This is a genomic window from Aeromonas sp. MR16, from assembly GCF_022549315.1.
Classification (GTDB): domain Bacteria; phylum Pseudomonadota; class Gammaproteobacteria; order Enterobacterales; family Aeromonadaceae; genus Aeromonas; species Aeromonas aquatica.
The window spans coordinates 20,832-36,834 of the sequence record NZ_JAKZFK010000008.1 but is presented as its reverse complement, the minus strand read 5'-3'; the positions used below and the strand labels follow the sequence as shown (position 1 = coordinate 36,834).

The window sequence follows — 16,003 nt, the reverse complement described above, 5'->3', positions numbered from 1 at the left end:
GCTTCCATTACCACTGTGTAGAGAAACAGTGAGGGCGCCGGTTATGACAAGCGTCGGCCAAGCTACCGCCCCTGAGTTACAGCCCCCAGTTCGCTGCTTTCACCTGCGAGATAGCAACAATCGTTGCCATGGTGCTTTCCCGAGAGCTGGATTGTCGATTGCTATATTAAGGGGCCGGATTGAGACATGGAAAGAAGGCGTTGATAGAAATCTGAGCAGCCTCAACCAATTAGTGGGCAACCGCTGCTTTGAGCGGGCTGCTGGGAGGGAGAGTGTGCGGAAATCCCCTTCGCCCAGCCCTCTCCTAGGGGGAGCAGACGAGGGAATAGAAAAGGGAGCCCATTCGGGCTCCCTTGTTGCTTAGGGTCAGGATTGTGGGGCCAAGCCAGGCCCGGCCTGAGGATCAGGGATGGCGGGTCGCCGCCTTCATCCCTTCCACAAACTCCTTGAGGCGGGTGAGCATGTGCTCAGGGTTCTTGTGGTGGGTCTCGATGATCTTCACCACGGCGGAGCCGGAGATGGCGCCGGCGGCGCCGGCCTTGATGGCGTCACGCACCTGGGCCGGTTCGCTGATGCCAAAGCCGAGCAGGGCGGGGGGCGCCTTGAACTCGCGCAGGGTATTGATCAGCCCATCCACCGGCATGCCGGCCTTGGTCTCGGCGCCGGTGACGCCGGCACGGCTCACCAGATAGGTGTAACCACTGCCCAGTTCCGCCACCGCCTTGAGGGTCTCGGCATCGCCGTTGGGCGGGGCGATAAAGATACTGTCGATGCCGAACTTGTCGGCAGCGGCCTTGTAGGGCTCGCACATCTGCACCGGCACGTCCGCCACCAGCACGGAGTCGACCCCGGCTTGCTGGCACTTCTCGTAGAAGCCGTCGATCTTGCGCACATAGACCAGGTTGGCGTAGACCAGCAGGCCGATGGGCAGCTGCGGGTACTTGGCGCGGATCTTGGCCAGCAGCTCGAAGCAGCCATCCGGGGTGGTGTGGCTCTCGAAGGCGCGCAGGGCGGCACCCTGAATGGTGGGGCCGTCCGCCACCGGATCGGAGAAGGGAATGCCGAGCTCCAGGGCATCGGCGCCCCCTTCGACCAGCGCATCGACGATGGCCAGGGAGAGTTCGGGGGTGGGATCCCCCAGCATCACGAAGGGGACGAAGGCGCCCTGATTGGCAGCATCCAGCCGGGAGAAGAGTTGTGCGTAGCGATTCATGACAGGGTTCCTTCTTTTTCGAAGATGTCGGCGACGGTGAAGATGTCCTTGTCGCCACGGCCGGAGAGGTTGACGATCAGCACCTGCTCCTTCTCGGGTTCGCTGCGGGCCATCTTGAGGGCATGGGCCAGGGCGTGGGAGGACTCCAGCGCAGGGATTATCCCCTCGGATTTGGCCAGCTCCTGGAAGGCGTCCAGCGCCTCCTTATCGGTGATGGAGACGTAGTCTGCCCGGCCGATGGCGGCCAGATGGGCGTGCTGGGGGCCGACGGAGGGGAAATCCAGCCCCGCCGAGACGGAGTAGGACTCCTGAATTTGACCCTGCTCGTCCTGCATCAAGTAGGAGTGCATGCCAAAGAAGACCCCCTTGCTGCCGTGACCGAGCGGCGCGCCGTGCTCGCCGCTCTCGATGCCATGACCACCGGGTTCGACGCCGATGAGGCGCACCGATTCATTCTCGATGAAGTCCGCGAAGATGCCGATGGCATTGGAGCCGCCGCCGACACAGGCGATCACCGCATCGGGCAGGCGCTCTTCCTTCTCGAAGCACTGGGCCTTGGCCTCTTCCCCTATCATCTTCTGGAACTCCCGCACTATGGTGGGGAAGGGGTGGGGGCCGGCGGCGGTGCCGAGCAGGTAGTGGGCGCTGTCGTAGTTGGCGGCCCAGTCTCGCAGTGCCTCGTTGCAGGCATCCTTCAGGGTGCTGGAGCCGGAATGCACCGGAATGACGGTGGCCCCCATCAACTTCATGCGAAACACGTTGGGCTTCTGGCGCTCGCAATCCTTGGCACCCATGTAGACCCGGCACTTGAGGCCGAGCAGGGCGCAGGCCAGGGCGGTGGCGACTCCGTGCTGACCGGCGCCGGTCTCGGCGATGATCTCGGTCTTGCCCATGCGCTTGGCGAGCAGGGCCTGGCCCAGCACCTGGTTGGTCTTGTGGGCGCCGCCGTGCAGCAAGTCTTCCCGCTTCAGATAGAGCCGGGTCTTGGTGCCCTTGGTCAGATTGCGGGTCAGGGTGAGGGGGGTCGGGCGACCGGCGTACTCGGTCAAGAGCTCTTCAAACTCGGCGACGAAGGCCGGATCTTCCTTGGCATCGACGAAGGCCTTCTCCAGTTGGAGCAGGGCGGGGATGAGGATCTGGGGCACATACATGCCACCAAATTCACCGAAAAACGGGTTGAGCAGAGTCATAGTCTATTCCTTGTATCTATAGGCGAAAGCGATTCATCAATTTGGTGCATGTTCAGAGGGCCCGCAGGGCACGCTTACAGTTGGCGCAGGGCGCCAAAGGCCGCGGCGAGCTTTTGGGGATCCTTCTGGCCCGGGGCCGTCTCCACCCCGGAGTTGAAATCGAGGCCGAGACAACCCACCTGGGCGGCGCGCAGGGCGTTGTCCGGGTTGAGGCCCCCCGCCAGCATCAGGCGCGATTTGTCGAGGCTTGCCAGCATGGCCCAGTCGAACGCCTGGCCGGTGCCGCCGCTCTGGCTGCCGACTTTCGTATCGAGCAGCAGGCGATCCGCCGGATAGTCGAGGGCGGGCAGCGGCTCGCCGCTTGTCTTATCGAGAGTAATGCCGACCGCCTTCCAGATCTCGCAGCCCTCGGGCAGCAGAGTACGCAGCGCCTCGATATAGGCGGCGTCTTCGTCCCCATGCAGCTGCACCGCGGCGAGCCCGAGGGCCTCGACCGTCAGGGCTATGGTCTGGGGCTGGGCATTGCGAAACACCCCCACATAGTTGAGCGGGGCGCCGGCCATCACGGCACGGGCGCCGGGGATGTCCACGTAGCGCGGGCTCTTGGCCACGAAGATAAGGCCGCCAAATACCGCACCTGCCTGATGGGCGGCGGCGGCATCTTCGGCGCGGGTCAGGCCACATACCTTGTTCTGGCCGAGGGTGAGCTTGCGCACAGCGGCCTCCAGATCGGCCTCCTCCATCAGGGAGGAGCCCACCAGGAAGCCCTTGGCATGCTGGCGCAGACGGGCGACCTGGCTGCGATCCCGGATGCCGGATTCGCTGATGACCACGCGATCGGCGGGAATGTCGGCGGCCAGCTGGCCGGTGCGGGCGAGATCCACGCTGAGATCCCGCAGGTCTCGGTTATTGATGCCGATCACCGGCGCCCCCAGGGCGATGGCGCGGGTCAGCTCCTCTTCGTTGCTCACCTCGGTCAGCACCCCGAGGCCCAGCTCCTTGGCAACCTTGAACAGGGCGCGGTAGCCCTCGTCGGTGAGCACCGAGAGCATCAGCAGGATGGCGTCCGCCTGATAGTGGCGAGCCAGATAGACCTGATAGGGGTCGATCATGAAGTCCTTGCACAGCACCGGTTGGCTGACCCTGGCCCGCACCCTTGGCAGGAAGGCGAAATCACCCTGGAAGAACTTCTCGTCGGTCAGCACCGAGATGGCGGTGGCGTAACGGCCATAGACGTCGGCGATGGCCTCCAGATCGAAGTCATTGCGGATCAACCCCTTGGAGGGGGAGGCCTTCTTGCACTCCAGAATAAAGCGGGTGCCGCCGGCGCGAAGTTGCCCCTCGAAGTCCCGATCGCTTTGAGTGAGCGCGGCCTGGAAGCTCTCCAGCGGCTGTGCCTGCTTGCGGGCCGCCACCCACGCCTGTTTGGCGGCCACTATCTTGCCGAGTATGGTCTGGTTGATGGAGGCCATGTTCAGGAAGCCATGGGGGGCAATAAGGTCTGACATCTCGTTATCCTTGCGAAGCTGGCTACTGCCTTGTGGGCTCTCTTGTTGGGTGCTGTGCTGAGCGGTGACTGACATCATGCCTCCTGATGGCTCAGGGTGGCGAGTGCCTGGGCGAGCGCGCTGGTCTCACCGCTGGCCAGCTTGGCCAGCACCAGGGCGGCGGCCTGCCTGAAGTCCGGGGCCTTGCCCGCCATCACCAGCAGCGGCGCCACATTGGCGGCGATGGCGGCGTTGTGGGCCGGGCTGCCTTCGCCGGCCAGGATGGCGGCGGTGATGGCGCGATTCTCTTCCGGCTCCCCCCCTTGAATGGCGCTGACCGGGTAGGTCTCGAGGCCAAAGTCGGCCGGGGTGAGCAGGTACTCACGGATCTCGCCGTCCCGGATCTCGGCCACCTGGGTCGGGCCGTGGATGGCCACCTCGTCCAGCCCGGCGCCGTGTACCACCATACCGGTTTTCAGCCCCAGTGCCAGCAGGGTTTCGGCGATGGGGCGCACCAGCTCGGGGGCATAGACCCCCATCAGCTGATAGCTGGGGCGGGCGGGGTTGATAAGCGGCCCCAAGACGTTGAATAGCGTCCTGGTTTTCAAGGCCTGGCGCACCGGCATTGCGTGGCGCACCCCGGCGTGATACTGGGGGGCAAACAGGAAACAGATGCCGAGCTGGTCCAGACAGCGGCGGGCCAGCTCAGGGCTCATGTCGAGCCTGATGCCCATCTTGTCCAGCAGATCGCTGGAGCCAGACTTGCTCGAGACCGAGCGGTTGCCGTGCTTGGCCACTTTCAGGCCGCAGGCGGCGGCGACCAGCGCCGAGGTGGTGGAGACATTGATGGTGTTGAGGCCATCACCGCCGGTGCCGACGATGTCGCAGAAGGCGTAGTCCGGGCGCGGGAAAGGACGAGCCTCGGCCAGCAGGGCGTCGGCGGCGCCGGCGATCTCCTCCGGGGTCTCCCCCTTGAGCTTGAGGGCGGTGAGCAGGCTGGCGAGGACGATGGGATCCACTTCGCCGCGTACCACCTGACCGAAGGCGTCACGGGCTTCGTCGCGGGAGAGAGACTGCCCCTGATAGAGGGTGTTGAGATGATGATGCATGGGGTCTCCTTACCGCACGTGGCTTTCTGGGCGGGTGATATGGGCGAGCGCCTGGGTGAGCAGGCGGGCCCCTTCGCTGGTCATGATGGATTCCGGGTGGAACTGGAAGCCCAGCACCCGCTCGTCCCGTTGCTCGATGGCCATGGGCATGCCCTGGTAGTGGGCAATCACCTGCAGCTCTTCCGGCACATAGGTGGCGACCAGGGAGTGGTAACGGGCCACCGGCAGCGGGCTCGGCAGGCCGGCGAAGGCGCCGTGGCCATGGTGCTCGATGAGGGAGCGCTTGCCGTGGACTATCTCCTCCGCCGCGCCGACGGTGCCGCCGTAGGCTTCGCACAGCGCCTGATGACCGAGGCAGATGCCGAGGATCGGCACCCGGCCGCGGGCCAGCTTGATGAGATCGATGAGGCAGCCGGCCTCGTGGGGGGCGCCCGGTCCCGGCGAGAGCACCAGCACCGCATCCCCGTCACAGGCTTCGATCTCCTGCATGATGCGGGTCGCCGGCAGGCTGTTGCGGTAGATGCGCACCGGATAGCCGAGGGTGCGGAACTGATCCACCAGGTTATAAGTGAACGAATCGAAGTTATCGAGCAGGAAGATGTTAGTCATGGCGCGCCGCCTTGGTTTTCTCGGACTGCTGGTGTTCTTGCAGGCTGAGGGCCTGCAGGGAGGTGCCATGGCTGGCGGCGATGGCGGCCAGCACGGCGGCGGCCTTGGCACGGGTTTCGTCCGCTTCCATCTGGGGCTTGGAGTCATAGACCACGCCGGCACCGGCCTGGACATGGGCCACGCCCTCCTTGACGAAGGCGGAGCGGATCACGATGCAGGTGTCCATCTCGCCTACGCCGTTGAGATAGCCGACGGCGCCGCCGTAGCTGCCCCGTCTGCGACCCTCCACGGCGCGAATGAGTTCGCTGGCGCGCAGCTTGGGAGCGCCGGTGAGGGTGCCCATGTTCATGCAGGCCTGATAGGCGTGCAGGGCGTCGAGATCGGCTCTCAGGGTGCCGACCACCCGGGAGACCAGGTGCATCACGTGGCTGTAGCGATCCACCTTGAGCAGGTCCTTCACGTAGCGGGTGCCGGGCTCGGAGATGCGGGCTATGTCGTTGCGGCCGAGATCCACCAGCATCAGGTGCTCGGCCACCTCCTTCTCGTCCTGGCGCAGCTCCAGCTCGATGCGGCCATCCAGATCCAGGTTGATGCTGCCATCCGGGTTGAGGCCACGGCGGCGGGTGCCGGCGATGGGGTACATCTCCACCTGGCGGCTGCCGGCTTCAAACTTGACCGCGCTCTCCGGTGAGGCGCCAAACAGGGTGAAGCCCTCATCCTGCACGTAGAACATGTAGGGGCTGGGGTTGGTCTGCTTGAGGCGGCGGTAGGCGGCGATGGGCTCGGGGCAGGGCAGGGAGAAGCTGCGTGAGGGCACCACCTGGAAGATGTCGCCCCGACGGATAAAGCCCTTGAGCTTCTCTACCTCGGCGCAGAACTGCTTGTCGCTCTTGTCGACGCAGAGCGCGCCGGTCAGCGGCTGGGCCGTCTGAGGCCGGGGTTGTGGCTGCTGACAGGCTTGCTTGAAGCTCTCGAGTCGGCTGAGCAGGCGAGCGTAGCGCGCCTCCTGCTGGCTCTCTTCCTGCTCGTCGTCGCCACTGTTACCGCCAAACAGGCAGGCCACCAGCTGGGTGCTCTGTTTGATGTGATCTATGGTGATCAGGGTCTCGGCCACATAGAAGCAGTAGTCGGGGCAGTCGTTGCTGCCTTCCGGTACTTCTGGCAGATCCTCGAACGAGGCGATGAGGTCGTAGGCGAAGCTGCCGGCCATGAACAGCGCTTCTTTACCTACTGGGCATTGCAGTTGCTGTTGCAGGGTGCGCAGCACGTCCAGCACGCTGATGCCCTTGAGGCGGCTGTCTTCGTCAAGCTCCCGATCGGAGGCCGGGAACTCGAGGTGCAGCTCCCCCTTCACCAGGCTGCGGCGGATCGGGGCCGGCAGCTGTTCGCCGAGCAGGATCTGCAACTGGGCGCCGTTGTCGTTGAGGGCGCGTACCTGCACGGTGCGGCCACGGCACTCGATGCGCAGGCAGGCGTCCACCAGCAGCAGGCTCTGGGTGCCGGCCTTGGAGTCGATCTCTACCGATTCCAGCAACAGGTTGTTGGGGCGGCCCTGGCACAGCTGGCTGTAGAGCGCCAGGGGGTCGGTGACATAGGGGGCATTGAGCCTGAGGGTATCGAACTCGCCCAGGGATAACCGGGTCTTGCTGGCTGTCATAATGCGTTCCCTTGCGTGTGATGGTGATGACCAATGTTCATGACGTTGCATACCTTGAAAGAATGCCTTGAAAATTAAGGTGGTTGAGGCGGTTTCAGTAGGGTCGCCATCGCCAGGTCTGTGTGCTGGTCTGAATTCTCGGTTTCATCACATGTCCATTTGCCGGATAATAAAAAAGCCCGCTGGGGTCAGCGGGCTTTTTCTCTGGGTTCTTAATTTGCTGTCAGATCACAGGTACAGCAACGACCACACGCCCGCATGTTAGGGAATGTGCCACCACCAGTTCTGGTTCAGGGTGATTGTCGTTTGCATGATAGAATCCTGTAACGTTCTGTTTGCAGTTGAAGTGTCTACAGAAAACGATAAAGCCGCGGCCAAGTCAAGTCGCTTTTTTGCCTTCTTTTTTCCAAAGTGGCCTGTTCATGAGAGCGAAATAAGCCGATGAGATTCGATCTTCACTGTCATACCACCGCCTCCGACGGGGTGCTGGCACCCCGTGACCTGGTGCGGCGCGCCGCCGAGAAAGGGGTCGAGGTGTTAGCGGTCACTGACCACGATACCCTCGCCGGGCTTGATGAGATCCGCGCAACGATCAACGCCGAGCTACTGCCGCTGCGGCTGGTGAGCGGGGTCGAGATCTCCACCGGTTGGGAGCATCACGAGATCCATATAGTGGCGCTGGGAGTGGATGAAAAAAATCCGCAGCTGGTGGCCTTTCTGGCCGCCCAGCTGGCCCGCCGCGAGGCGCGCGCCGAGGAGATAGGGCGCCGTCTGGAGAAGTGCCAGCTCCCTGGCACCTACGAAGAGGCCAAGGCCCTGGCCGGTGACGCCGCCGTGACCCGCGCCCATTTTGCCCGGGTGCTGATGGCGCGCGGGGTGGCCGATACCATGCAGAAGGTATTCAAGAAGTACCTGAGCCGGGGCAACAAGGGCTATGTGCCCGCCGAGTGGCTCGAGATGGCGGTTGCCATCGAGGCCATTCATGGCGCCGGCGGCCTGGCGGTGCTGGCGCACCCCAGCCGTTATGGTCTCACCGCCAAGTGGATCAAGCGGTTGCTGGTGGCCTTCAAGGCCGCCGGGGGGGATGCCATGGAGGTCTCCTTGCCCCAGCAGAGTCCCCAGGAGCGGGCCAACCTGGGCCAGTGGGCCAAGGAGCACGATCTTTACATTTCGGTGGGATCGGATTTTCATTTCCCCTCCAACTGGACCGAGCTGGGTCGCCATCTCTGGCTGCCCAAAGAGGGCATGCCACTCTGGCTGGGGTATCCCGGCCATTTCGGTCTCACCACCGAGGAGCATGCCAGCCTGCTGGCCAGCCGCTGACGGCGGTGTGGATCCGGCGGGTTCGACCTTCGGCGCGAGCGAGTCTGCGTCAAAGGGGTTAAGGTAGTGTCATGGGCCAAGGGGCCCGTGACCATGCTCTAGTTTGGGAATTACAGGCAGGCCTGCCCTGTCGCTATCGCGAGAACAGTTTATGAGTCAGCATTTTTACGTACATCCGGATAATCCCCAGGTCCGCCTCATCGGCCAGGCGGTTCAGATCCTGCAAAACGGGGGCGTCATCGCCTATCCCACCGACTCCGGCTACGCCCTGGGTTGTCAGATGGGTAACAAGGACGCGCTGGAGCGCATCTGCCGCATCCGCCGCATCGATCCGACCCACGACTTCACCCTGGTGTGCCGGGATCTCTCCGAGATCTCCACCTATGCCAAGGTGGACAACACGGCGTTTCGGCTGGTCAAGAACAACACCCCCGGCGCCTACACCTTCATCTTCAAGGCCACCAAGGAAGTGCCGCGCCGGCTGATGAACGAGAAGAAGAAGACCATCGGCATCCGGGTGCCGGCCAACAACATAGCGCTGGCCCTGCTGGAGGGGCTCGGCGAGCCGCTGCTCTCCACCACCCTGATCCTGCCGGGCTCCGAGATGGCCGAGTTCGACCCGGAAGAGATCTTCGACAAGCTGGGCAAGCAGCTGGATCTGGTGGTCAACGGTGGCTATCTGGGCGAGCAGCCCACCACCGTAGTGGACTTCTCCGACGACGAGCCCGTGCTGCGCCGTCGCGGTGCCGGGGATCCCACGCCGTTTGAGTGATACCGCCGAGCCCGTACCCGAGCTGCTGACGCCGGCGCCGGGTGCGAGCGGGGAGGCAAGCCTTCCCCTGCCCATCGCCAAAGTCCTGGGGCAGCCCTATCATGAGCTGCCCCAGGATTTGTTTATTCCGCCCGATGCGCTGGAGGTGTTTCTCGACACCTTCGAGGGGCCGCTCGATCTGCTGCTCTACCTCATCCGGCGCCAGCAGCTGGACATCCTGAACCTGCCGATCCTGCAGATCACCGCCCAGTACATGGAGTACGTGGAGCTGATGCAGGGGCTCAACCTGGAGCTGGCGGCCGAATACCTGCTGATGGCGGCCTGGCTGGCGGAGATAAAATCCCGCCTGCTGCTGCCCAGGGCCCCGGAGCTGGAAGAGGAGGACGAGGGGGAAGATCCCCGCGTCACCCTCATTCGCCGGCTGCAGGAGTACGAGCGTTTCAAGGTCGGCGCCGAGCGGGTGAACGAGTTGCCGCGGGTGGAGCGGGAGATCTATCTCGCCGCCGCCCTGCCGCCGGATTTTGGTGCCCTCAAGCCGCTGGCCCCCGATGTTTCACTGGTTGAGCTCGCCCTTTACATGCAAAGTGTGGTAAAACGCGCGACTCATTTCGAACATCACCAGATCCGCCGCGAGCAGATCCCGACCCGGGTGCGGATGGCCGAGATCCTCGCCATGCTCTCCCTCGGGCAGACCCTGCGCCTGGAGCAGGTGCTCAGGGCAGAGGAGGGGCGGATGGGGGTGTTGGTGACCTTTCTGGCCCTGCTGGAGCTGTGCAAGGAGTCCCTGATCTGGATCCTGCAGGCGGAACCCCTTGGGCCTATCCATTTCGCCCTGGCCAGTGCAGAGGAGGAGGGGAAGCGTGAACATGTGCATTGAGTCAGCCTCCTGGTCGCCAGCGCGCCAGCGGCCGGTTGCGTTGGCAAACCCGCGTGAGGAGGGCACCCGTGGCGCTGCCCGCTGAACGGCTCAAGACGCTGATCGAGGCCGCGCTCTTCGTCGCCGGGCGCCCGTTGACCGCGAGCGAGCTCAAGGCCAGCGTGCTGGCCGACTACCCGGTCACCGGCCGCTATGTGCAACTGCTGCTGGCCGAGCTGAAACAGGATTACAGCGCGCGGGGGGTGGAGCTCAAGGAGGTCGCCTCCGGCTGGCGCTTCCAGGCGCGCCAGGAGTATGCCGACGAGCTCTCCCGGCTGTGGAGCGAGCGGGCGCCGCGCTATTCTCGCGCCGTGATGGAGACGCTGACCCTGATCGCCTATCGTCAGCCCATCACCCGGGCCGAGATCGAAGCCATCCGCGGGGTGGCGGTGTCGAGCCAGATAGTGAATACCCTGAAGGATCGAGGCTGGGTGCGCAGCGTCGGTCACAAGGAGGTGGTGGGTCGCCCCGAGTTGCTCGCCACCACCAGAGATTTTCTGGACTATTTCAATCTGCAGAGTCTGGAGCAGCTCCCCGAGCTGGCTCCCGAGCTGCAACAACCCTTGCCCGGTTTGCCGGGCGAGGGCAGCGATGCCTAGTCTGCGCTGCCACTTTCTCAATGAAGGTTGGCAAAGAGTGCGACCGGGTGAAATGATCAATGCGATGGCGGATCGCCCAGACGGGATCCGGCATGGCAATAACCGTTGTCCGTTATGTTAGCGGGCAGCGATCAACAATCAGGTAACCCCGATGAGTGAAAAACTGCAAAAAGTGTTGGCCCGCGCGGGTCAAGGCTCCCGTCGTGAGATGGAGGCCCTGATCACCGCAGGTCGGGTCAGTGTGGATGGCAAGGCCGCTACGCTGGGAGATCGCGTCGAAGCAAACGCCGTGATCCGGGTGGATGGCCACCAGATCAAGACCCGTGCGGCTGAAGAGCAGATCTGCCGCGTGCTGGCGTATCACAAGCCCGAAGGGGAGATGTGTACCCGTCACGATCCGGAAGGTCGTCCTACCGTGTTTGATCGTCTGCCCAAGATGGACGGTGCCCGCTGGATCGCGGTCGGCCGCCTCGACGTCAACACCTCGGGTCTGCTGCTGTTCACCACCGACGGTGAACTGGCCAACCGGCTGATGCACCCGAGCCACGAAGTGGAGCGGGAATACGCGGTGCGGGTGTTCGGCGAGATCACCGAAGCCATGCTGCAACGCCTGCGCAAGGGCGTGCAGCTGGAAGACGGCATCGCCAAGTTCAACAAGATCAAGCCGGCCGGCGGTGAAGGCCTGAACCAGTGGTTCAACGTCACCCTGACCGAGGGTCGCAACCGTGAAGTGCGCCGTCTGTGGGAATCCCAGGAAGTGCAGGTGAGCCGTCTGATGCGGATCCGTTACGGTGACGTGACCCTGGATCGCGGCATCCCCCGCGGTGGCTGGAAAGAGCTCAAGCTGCCGGAGGTGAACTACCTGCGCGGTCTGGTGCACATGAACTACGAGACCGAATCCAAGGTCGACCTGCAGCAGGATGGCAAGACCACCCGCCACAAGCAGGCCGCCCAGATCCGCCGCGCGGTCAAGCGCCACAAGGACATGCAGGGCATGGAGCCGCGCGCGCGCAGCACCACCGCCCGCCGCAAGCCGACCTCCTCGACCCGCAACTCGGGCACCGGCAGCAAGTAATCCGACGCTTCTGGCCTGATGTCATCGGCCCCGACCAGCAAAAGCCCGCACCCTCTGGTGCGGGCTTTTTCGTGATGGGAGGGGGACTTCATGCCAGCCTGTTTTGTTGCCGGGGAATGATCGATGTACATTAATCGTACTAATGAATGTTTATATCGATAAAATTTCCTGCTGAACCTGACCAGGGTGAGGGAGAGGTTGCTCTGCCAGGGCTGGCTTGTTAGCCTTTCCCGCACTGATACAGGAGAGACGAATGAGCAAGGTACTGGATGAGCTGCTGGCGTTGCTGGCGCTGGAGAAGATCGAGGAGGGCCTGTTTCGGGGCCAGAGCCAGGATCTCGGATTGCGATCCGTGTTTGGCGGACAGGTGATGGGGCAGGCCTTGTCAGCCGCCAAGCAGACGGTCGCGGGTGATCGTCAGGTGCACAGTTTCCACTCCTACTTCCTGCGCCCAGGGGATGCCAACAAGCCCATCGTCTACGACGTGGAGAACATCCGCGACGGCCAGACCGTCTCCACCCGCCGGGTCAAGGCCATCCAGGGCGGCAAGCCCATCTTCTACCTCAACGCCTCCTTCCAGATAGAGGCCGAGGGGTTCGAGCACCAGGCCGCCATGCCAGAGGGCATCACCCCGCCCGAGCAGCTCAAGAGCGAGCTGGAGCTGGTGCGTCCCTACGAGCAACTGATCCCGCCGGCCCTGCGGGACAAGATCCTGTGTGAGAAGCCGCTCGAGATCCGCCCCGTGACCCTGGTCGACCCGATCCGCCCGGATGTGCACGAGCCCCTGCGTTACACCTGGTTCAAGGCCAACGGCCAGATGCCCGACGATCAGCGGGTACATAAATACCTGCTGGCCTATGCCTCGGACTTCCACTTCCTGTTCGCCGCCCTGCAGCCCCACGGGGTCTCTTACTGGGAGCCGGACATGCAGGTGGCGACCATAGATCACTCCATGTGGTTCCACCGGGACTTCCGGCTCGACGACTGGCTGCTCTACGTGGTGGACAGCCCGAGCGCCAGCGGCGGCCGTGGCCTGGTGCGCGGTCAGTTCTTCACCCGTGACGGCGTGCTGGTGGCCAGCACGGTGCAGGAAGGGGTGATCCGCCGGCGCGGTTGACCTCAGATGCCAGCCATAAAAAAACGGGAGCCACTGGCTCCCGTTTTTGTATGTGCTTGCTTGCCGTATCAGGCTGCATCCTGCTCGGTGCCGAGCGCTGTCTCGCCGCTTTGGGCGAAACGATCGGCCCAGAGCGCGATGACGCCGTCACCCGTGACGTTGCAGGCGGTGCCGAAGCTGTCCTGGGCCAGGTAGAGGGCGATCATCAGGGCGATGGAGGCATCACCGAAGCCGAGCATGGAGGTGAGCAGGCCCAGGGCCGACATCACGGCGCCACCCGGGGCGCCCGGGGCCGCGATCATCACCACACCCAGCATCATGATAAAGGGGAAGATCTCGAGCAGGCTGGGAATGGCCAGGTGCTCGGAGAGGAACATGACGGCGGTGGCGCAGGTCACCAGGGTGATGGTGGAGCCGGAGAGGTGGATGGTGGCGCACAGGGGCACGGTGAAGTTGGCGATGGCATCGCTCACGCCGTTGTTCTTGCTGGCCTTGAGGGCGACCGGGATGGTGGCGGCGCTGGACATGGTGCCGATGGCGGTGAAGTAGGCCGGCAGCATGTTCTTGATCAGGGTGGCCGGGGAGCGACCGAGCGCCAGCCCGGTGCCGACGAACAGCACGGAGAGCCAGAGCCAGTGCATGACGATGGCCATCACCAGTACCACGCCGAAGGTCTTCAGGGTGGTGAAGACGGTGCCCTCGACCGTCATCTCGACGAAGACGCCGGCGATGTAGAACGGCAGCAGCGGGATGATCACCTTGGCCAGCAGCAGATCGATGATGTCACGCCCCTGATCGGCCACGCTGCGCAGATCCCGCGCACCGGTGGCGGAGATGCCGATGCCGAACACGAAGGCGGCGGCCAGGGCCGACATCACCCCGAACAGCGGCGGAATTTCCATGGTGATGTAGGAGGCGAGCTTGGTGCCCTCCTGGCTGGTCATGGTGGCCTCGCTGGTCAGCAGCGGGATGAGCTGGCTGGCGATCAGGAAGGCCAGGGTGCCGGCCACCAGGGTGGAGCCATAGGCGAGGGCAACGGTATTACCCAACAACCGACCCGAGTTCTTCGGCAGGCTGGCGATGCCGCTGGTGATGAAGAACAGGATGATGAGCGGGATGGTGAAGCTGATCAGCTGACCGATGACGGTCTTGGCGGTGAACAGCACGCGTGCGACCCATTCCGGGGCGTAGAGGCCTAACAGGAGACCGGCGAGGATGCCGGCAATCAGTTTCAGGACAAGTTTCATGTGATGTTCCAGGTGTTGTTGTCGGTCTTATTATTTAATCTTGATTATATCGCTGCTTTTTAACACGACAGCCGCATCTTGTCTGCCTGATGCTGGTTAATTTGGAGTTAAATATTGTTAAATGTGATCATGCCGACGTATGTCGCCAGCGGGGAAGGGGAGGGCAAAATTGATGATGAATTATACAGCGTCGATTCAGGGTTGCCGGAGCAGCAGGGCATGCAGCCAGCGGCCATTGACTCCATCTTCGGCGCACCAGAGTCGCGGCACCTCGAACGGGAGCGGCGCCATCAGCGCCCTCAGTCCGGCCTCGTCGAGCCAGACGCGCAGCGGGTAGTCGCCCTCGGGTGAGCCGGCGCCCTGTGCGCCATCGAGGTGGGGGAAGGAGCAGTAGAGCGGCGCCCCGGGTTTGAGCAGGCTGGCGAGGTGAGTCAGCACGGGGGCGAGCTCCTGCTCGTGCAGGCAGGGCAGGGAGGCGCTGGCCCAGATGCCATCGAAGGGCAGGACGCTGTGCATCTGGTTGAAGTGACAGACCCGTACCGGCTGGCCGCACAGGCGCGAGGCGGCACTGGCCTGCTCCCGGCTGGCATCGAAGGCGGTCACCACGTATCCCAGCTCACGGAAATAGTGCAGGTCTTCCCCCGCGCCACAGCCGGCTTCCAGCAGATGGGCCCCCGTGCGCAGCCGGGCCAGGAAGGGGGCATGGGCTTCCCCTGTGCGAGCCGGGCGTGGGTGCTGGTTGTCGGGGGAGGGGGCGAAAGCGGGCATGGGGTCATCTCGAAAGCGGGTCGGGTGAGGGCCGCTACTCTAGCAAATTTTGTCGCCCACTTGATCGCCGATCCTGGCCTGTGTCGGGCCTTGATCCCATGGCATGCCGGCTTGATGGCTCTGAAGGGCAGGGCGGGCCAAGGAACTGACCCGCTTCACCTTAGCTGCGCCGCACCGCCGGGCCCTGCGGCTGGGCGATGAGGGCGAACAGGGTGTCCAGCAGGAAGTCGGCATCCCGGATCAGGTTGATGCGCTCCGGGAAGTGCAGCCAGTTGATGATGTAGCCATCCAGGGTGCAGTGCATCAGGGTCGCGCCCCTGCGCAGATCGAGGTCTGCCGGCAACTGGCCGAGGCGCACCGCATTGGCCAGGGTGAGCTCCAGATCCTGGAAGAAGTTGAGGGACTGGGCGCGCATGTGCTCGCGCAGGGTGCTGGCTTCCCCTTCCAGGGACTCCAGATTGAACATGATGGTGAACATCTGCTGGTGGGCGGGTTCGAGGCTTATCTTGCACATCACGTCTTTGAGGAAGACCCGCAGCTTGCCGAGGGGATCCGGCTCCTGTTCATCGACGCAGGCGTCGAGCTGATGGGAGAGGGGGGAGCAGAGCTCCTCCCACAGGGAGATAAACAGCTCTTCCTTGTTCTTGAAATGCCAGTAGATGGCACCCCGGGTCAGCTCGGCGGCGTTGGCAATATCGGTCAGGCTGGTCTTGGCCAGCCCCTGTTGGCAGAACAGAGTCAGGGCCGTGCTCATGATGTGGCAGCGGGTCTGCTGCGCTTCTTCTTTGGTTCGTCTGGCCATCGGATCCATTCCTGTCTAAAAGGGTCAAAAGTTTCTTACATACATTTATGAATGTATGTATATTGCCTCATCTTTACGCTTTTACCAACAGGGACCCCATAAACCCTGTGGTTTTATTG

At 63.6% G+C, this 16,003-nt stretch carries 15 protein-coding genes; 6 read left to right on the top strand and 9 right to left on the bottom strand.

What is annotated here, in order from left to right:
• Positions 1-403: 403 nt before the first annotated feature.
• From trpA to MM194_RS08210, 6 genes are all read right to left on the bottom strand, one after another.
• Positions 404-1,213 (bottom strand): tryptophan synthase subunit alpha, encoded by an 810-nt coding sequence (gene trpA, locus MM194_RS08235; protein ID WP_241343281.1) that lies wholly within the window; start codon positions 1,211-1,213, stop codon positions 404-406.
• Positions 1,210-2,403 (bottom strand): tryptophan synthase subunit beta, encoded by a 1,194-nt coding sequence (gene trpB, locus MM194_RS08230; protein ID WP_042640049.1) that lies wholly within the window; start codon positions 2,401-2,403, stop codon positions 1,210-1,212. The genes trpA and trpB overlap by 4 nt, the downstream gene beginning before the upstream one ends.
• 74 nt (positions 2,404-2,477) lie before the next feature.
• Positions 2,478-3,986: a bifunctional indole-3-glycerol-phosphate synthase TrpC/phosphoribosylanthranilate isomerase TrpF gene (gene trpCF, locus MM194_RS08225; protein WP_241343280.1), complete on the bottom strand. Its 1,509-nt coding sequence runs from the start codon at positions 3,984-3,986 to the stop codon at positions 2,478-2,480.
• Positions 3,986-4,999: an anthranilate phosphoribosyltransferase gene (gene trpD / locus MM194_RS08220; protein WP_241343279.1), complete on the bottom strand. Its 1,014-nt coding sequence runs from the start codon at positions 4,997-4,999 to the stop codon at positions 3,986-3,988. Before trpD ends, trpCF begins: the two co-directional genes overlap by 1 nt.
• A gap of 9 nt (positions 5,000-5,008) precedes the next feature.
• Positions 5,009-5,608 (bottom strand): aminodeoxychorismate/anthranilate synthase component II, encoded by a 600-nt coding sequence (locus tag MM194_RS08215; RefSeq protein ID WP_033129899.1) that lies wholly within the window; start codon positions 5,606-5,608, stop codon positions 5,009-5,011.
• Positions 5,601-7,265 (bottom strand): anthranilate synthase component 1, encoded by a 1,665-nt coding sequence (locus tag MM194_RS08210; RefSeq protein ID WP_241343278.1) that lies wholly within the window; start codon positions 7,263-7,265, stop codon positions 5,601-5,603. The genes MM194_RS08215 and MM194_RS08210 overlap by 8 nt, the downstream gene beginning before the upstream one ends.
• Positions 7,266-7,706: 441 nt before the next feature.
• On the opposite strand from MM194_RS08210, the gene MM194_RS08205 reads away from it, so the two are divergent.
• The 6 genes from MM194_RS08205 to tesB all read left to right on the top strand — a co-directional run bounded on the left by MM194_RS08205 (position 7,707) and on the right by tesB (position 13,067).
• Positions 7,707-8,588, top strand: a complete 882-nt coding sequence (locus MM194_RS08205) for a PHP domain-containing protein (RefSeq protein ID WP_241343277.1) — start codon at positions 7,707-7,709, stop codon at positions 8,586-8,588.
• A gap of 151 nt (positions 8,589-8,739) precedes the next feature.
• Positions 8,740-9,360 carry an L-threonylcarbamoyladenylate synthase gene (locus tag MM194_RS08200; RefSeq protein WP_033129896.1) on the top strand — a complete coding sequence of 207 codons (621 nt, stop codon included), beginning with the start codon at positions 8,740-8,742 and terminating at the stop codon, positions 9,358-9,360.
• Positions 9,361-9,382: 22 nt separating this feature from the next.
• Positions 9,383-10,237 carry a ScpA family protein gene (locus MM194_RS08195; protein ID WP_218290827.1) on the top strand — a complete coding sequence of 285 codons (855 nt, stop codon included), beginning with the start codon at positions 9,383-9,385 and terminating at the stop codon, positions 10,235-10,237.
• Between the two features lie 74 nt (positions 10,238-10,311).
• A complete protein-coding gene (scpB, locus tag MM194_RS08190) occupies positions 10,312-10,875 on the top strand; it encodes an SMC-Scp complex subunit ScpB (RefSeq protein ID WP_277605082.1) in 564 nt (187 codons plus the stop codon).
• Between the two features lie 151 nt (positions 10,876-11,026).
• On the top strand, positions 11,027-11,950 hold the full coding sequence (rluB, locus tag MM194_RS08185; RefSeq protein WP_033129894.1) for a 23S rRNA pseudouridine(2605) synthase RluB: 924 nt from the start codon (positions 11,027-11,029) through the stop codon (positions 11,948-11,950).
• A 253-nt stretch (positions 11,951-12,203) separates the two neighbouring features.
• Entirely contained in the window at positions 12,204-13,067 is an 864-nt protein-coding gene (tesB, locus tag MM194_RS08180) for an acyl-CoA thioesterase II (protein WP_033129893.1), read from the top strand.
• A gap of 68 nt (positions 13,068-13,135) precedes the next feature.
• On the opposite strand, the gene MM194_RS08175 is transcribed toward tesB, so the two are convergent.
• The 3 genes from MM194_RS08175 to MM194_RS08165 form a co-directional block, all read right to left on the bottom strand.
• Positions 13,136-14,314 (bottom strand): dicarboxylate/amino acid:cation symporter, encoded by a 1,179-nt coding sequence (locus MM194_RS08175; protein ID WP_033129892.1) that lies wholly within the window; start codon positions 14,312-14,314, stop codon positions 13,136-13,138.
• Positions 14,315-14,509: 195 nt separating this feature from the next.
• Entirely contained in the window at positions 14,510-15,082 is a 573-nt protein-coding gene (locus MM194_RS08170) for a class I SAM-dependent methyltransferase (RefSeq protein ID WP_241343275.1), read from the bottom strand.
• A 160-nt stretch (positions 15,083-15,242) separates the two neighbouring features.
• Positions 15,243-15,884, bottom strand: a complete 642-nt coding sequence (locus tag MM194_RS08165; protein WP_241343274.1) for a TetR family transcriptional regulator — start codon at positions 15,882-15,884, stop codon at positions 15,243-15,245.
• Positions 15,885-16,003 lie beyond the last annotated feature (119 nt).

Bases quoted from the DNA above. Each gene is read 5' to 3' on its own strand.
- trpA (WP_241343281.1), bottom strand. From the start codon at position 1,213: ATGAATCGCTACGCACAACTCTTCTCCCGGCTGGATGCTGCCAATCAG.
- trpB (WP_042640049.1), bottom strand. From the start codon at position 2,403: ATGACTCTGCTCAACCCGTTTTTCGGTGAATTTGGTGGCATGTATGTG.
- trpCF (WP_241343280.1), bottom strand. From the start codon at position 3,986: ATGTCAGTCACCGCTCAGCACAGCACCCAACAAGAGAGCCCACAAGGC.
- trpD (WP_241343279.1), bottom strand. From the start codon at position 4,999: ATGCATCATCATCTCAACACCCTCTATCAGGGGCAGTCTCTCTCCCGC.
- MM194_RS08215 (WP_033129899.1), bottom strand. From the start codon at position 5,608: ATGACTAACATCTTCCTGCTCGATAACTTCGATTCGTTCACTTATAAC.
- MM194_RS08210 (WP_241343278.1), bottom strand. From the start codon at position 7,265: ATGACAGCCAGCAAGACCCGGTTATCCCTGGGCGAGTTCGATACCCTC.
- MM194_RS08205 (WP_241343277.1), top strand. From the start codon at position 7,707: ATGAGATTCGATCTTCACTGTCATACCACCGCCTCCGACGGGGTGCTG.
- MM194_RS08200 (WP_033129896.1), top strand. From the start codon at position 8,740: ATGAGTCAGCATTTTTACGTACATCCGGATAATCCCCAGGTCCGCCTC.
- rluB (WP_033129894.1), top strand. From the start codon at position 11,027: ATGAGTGAAAAACTGCAAAAAGTGTTGGCCCGCGCGGGTCAAGGCTCC.
- tesB (WP_033129893.1), top strand. From the start codon at position 12,204: ATGAGCAAGGTACTGGATGAGCTGCTGGCGTTGCTGGCGCTGGAGAAG.
- MM194_RS08175 (WP_033129892.1), bottom strand. From the start codon at position 14,314: ATGAAACTTGTCCTGAAACTGATTGCCGGCATCCTCGCCGGTCTCCTG.
- MM194_RS08170 (WP_241343275.1), bottom strand. From the start codon at position 15,082: ATGCCCGCTTTCGCCCCCTCCCCCGACAACCAGCACCCACGCCCGGCT.
- MM194_RS08165 (WP_241343274.1), bottom strand. From the start codon at position 15,884: ATGGCCAGACGAACCAAAGAAGAAGCGCAGCAGACCCGCTGCCACATC.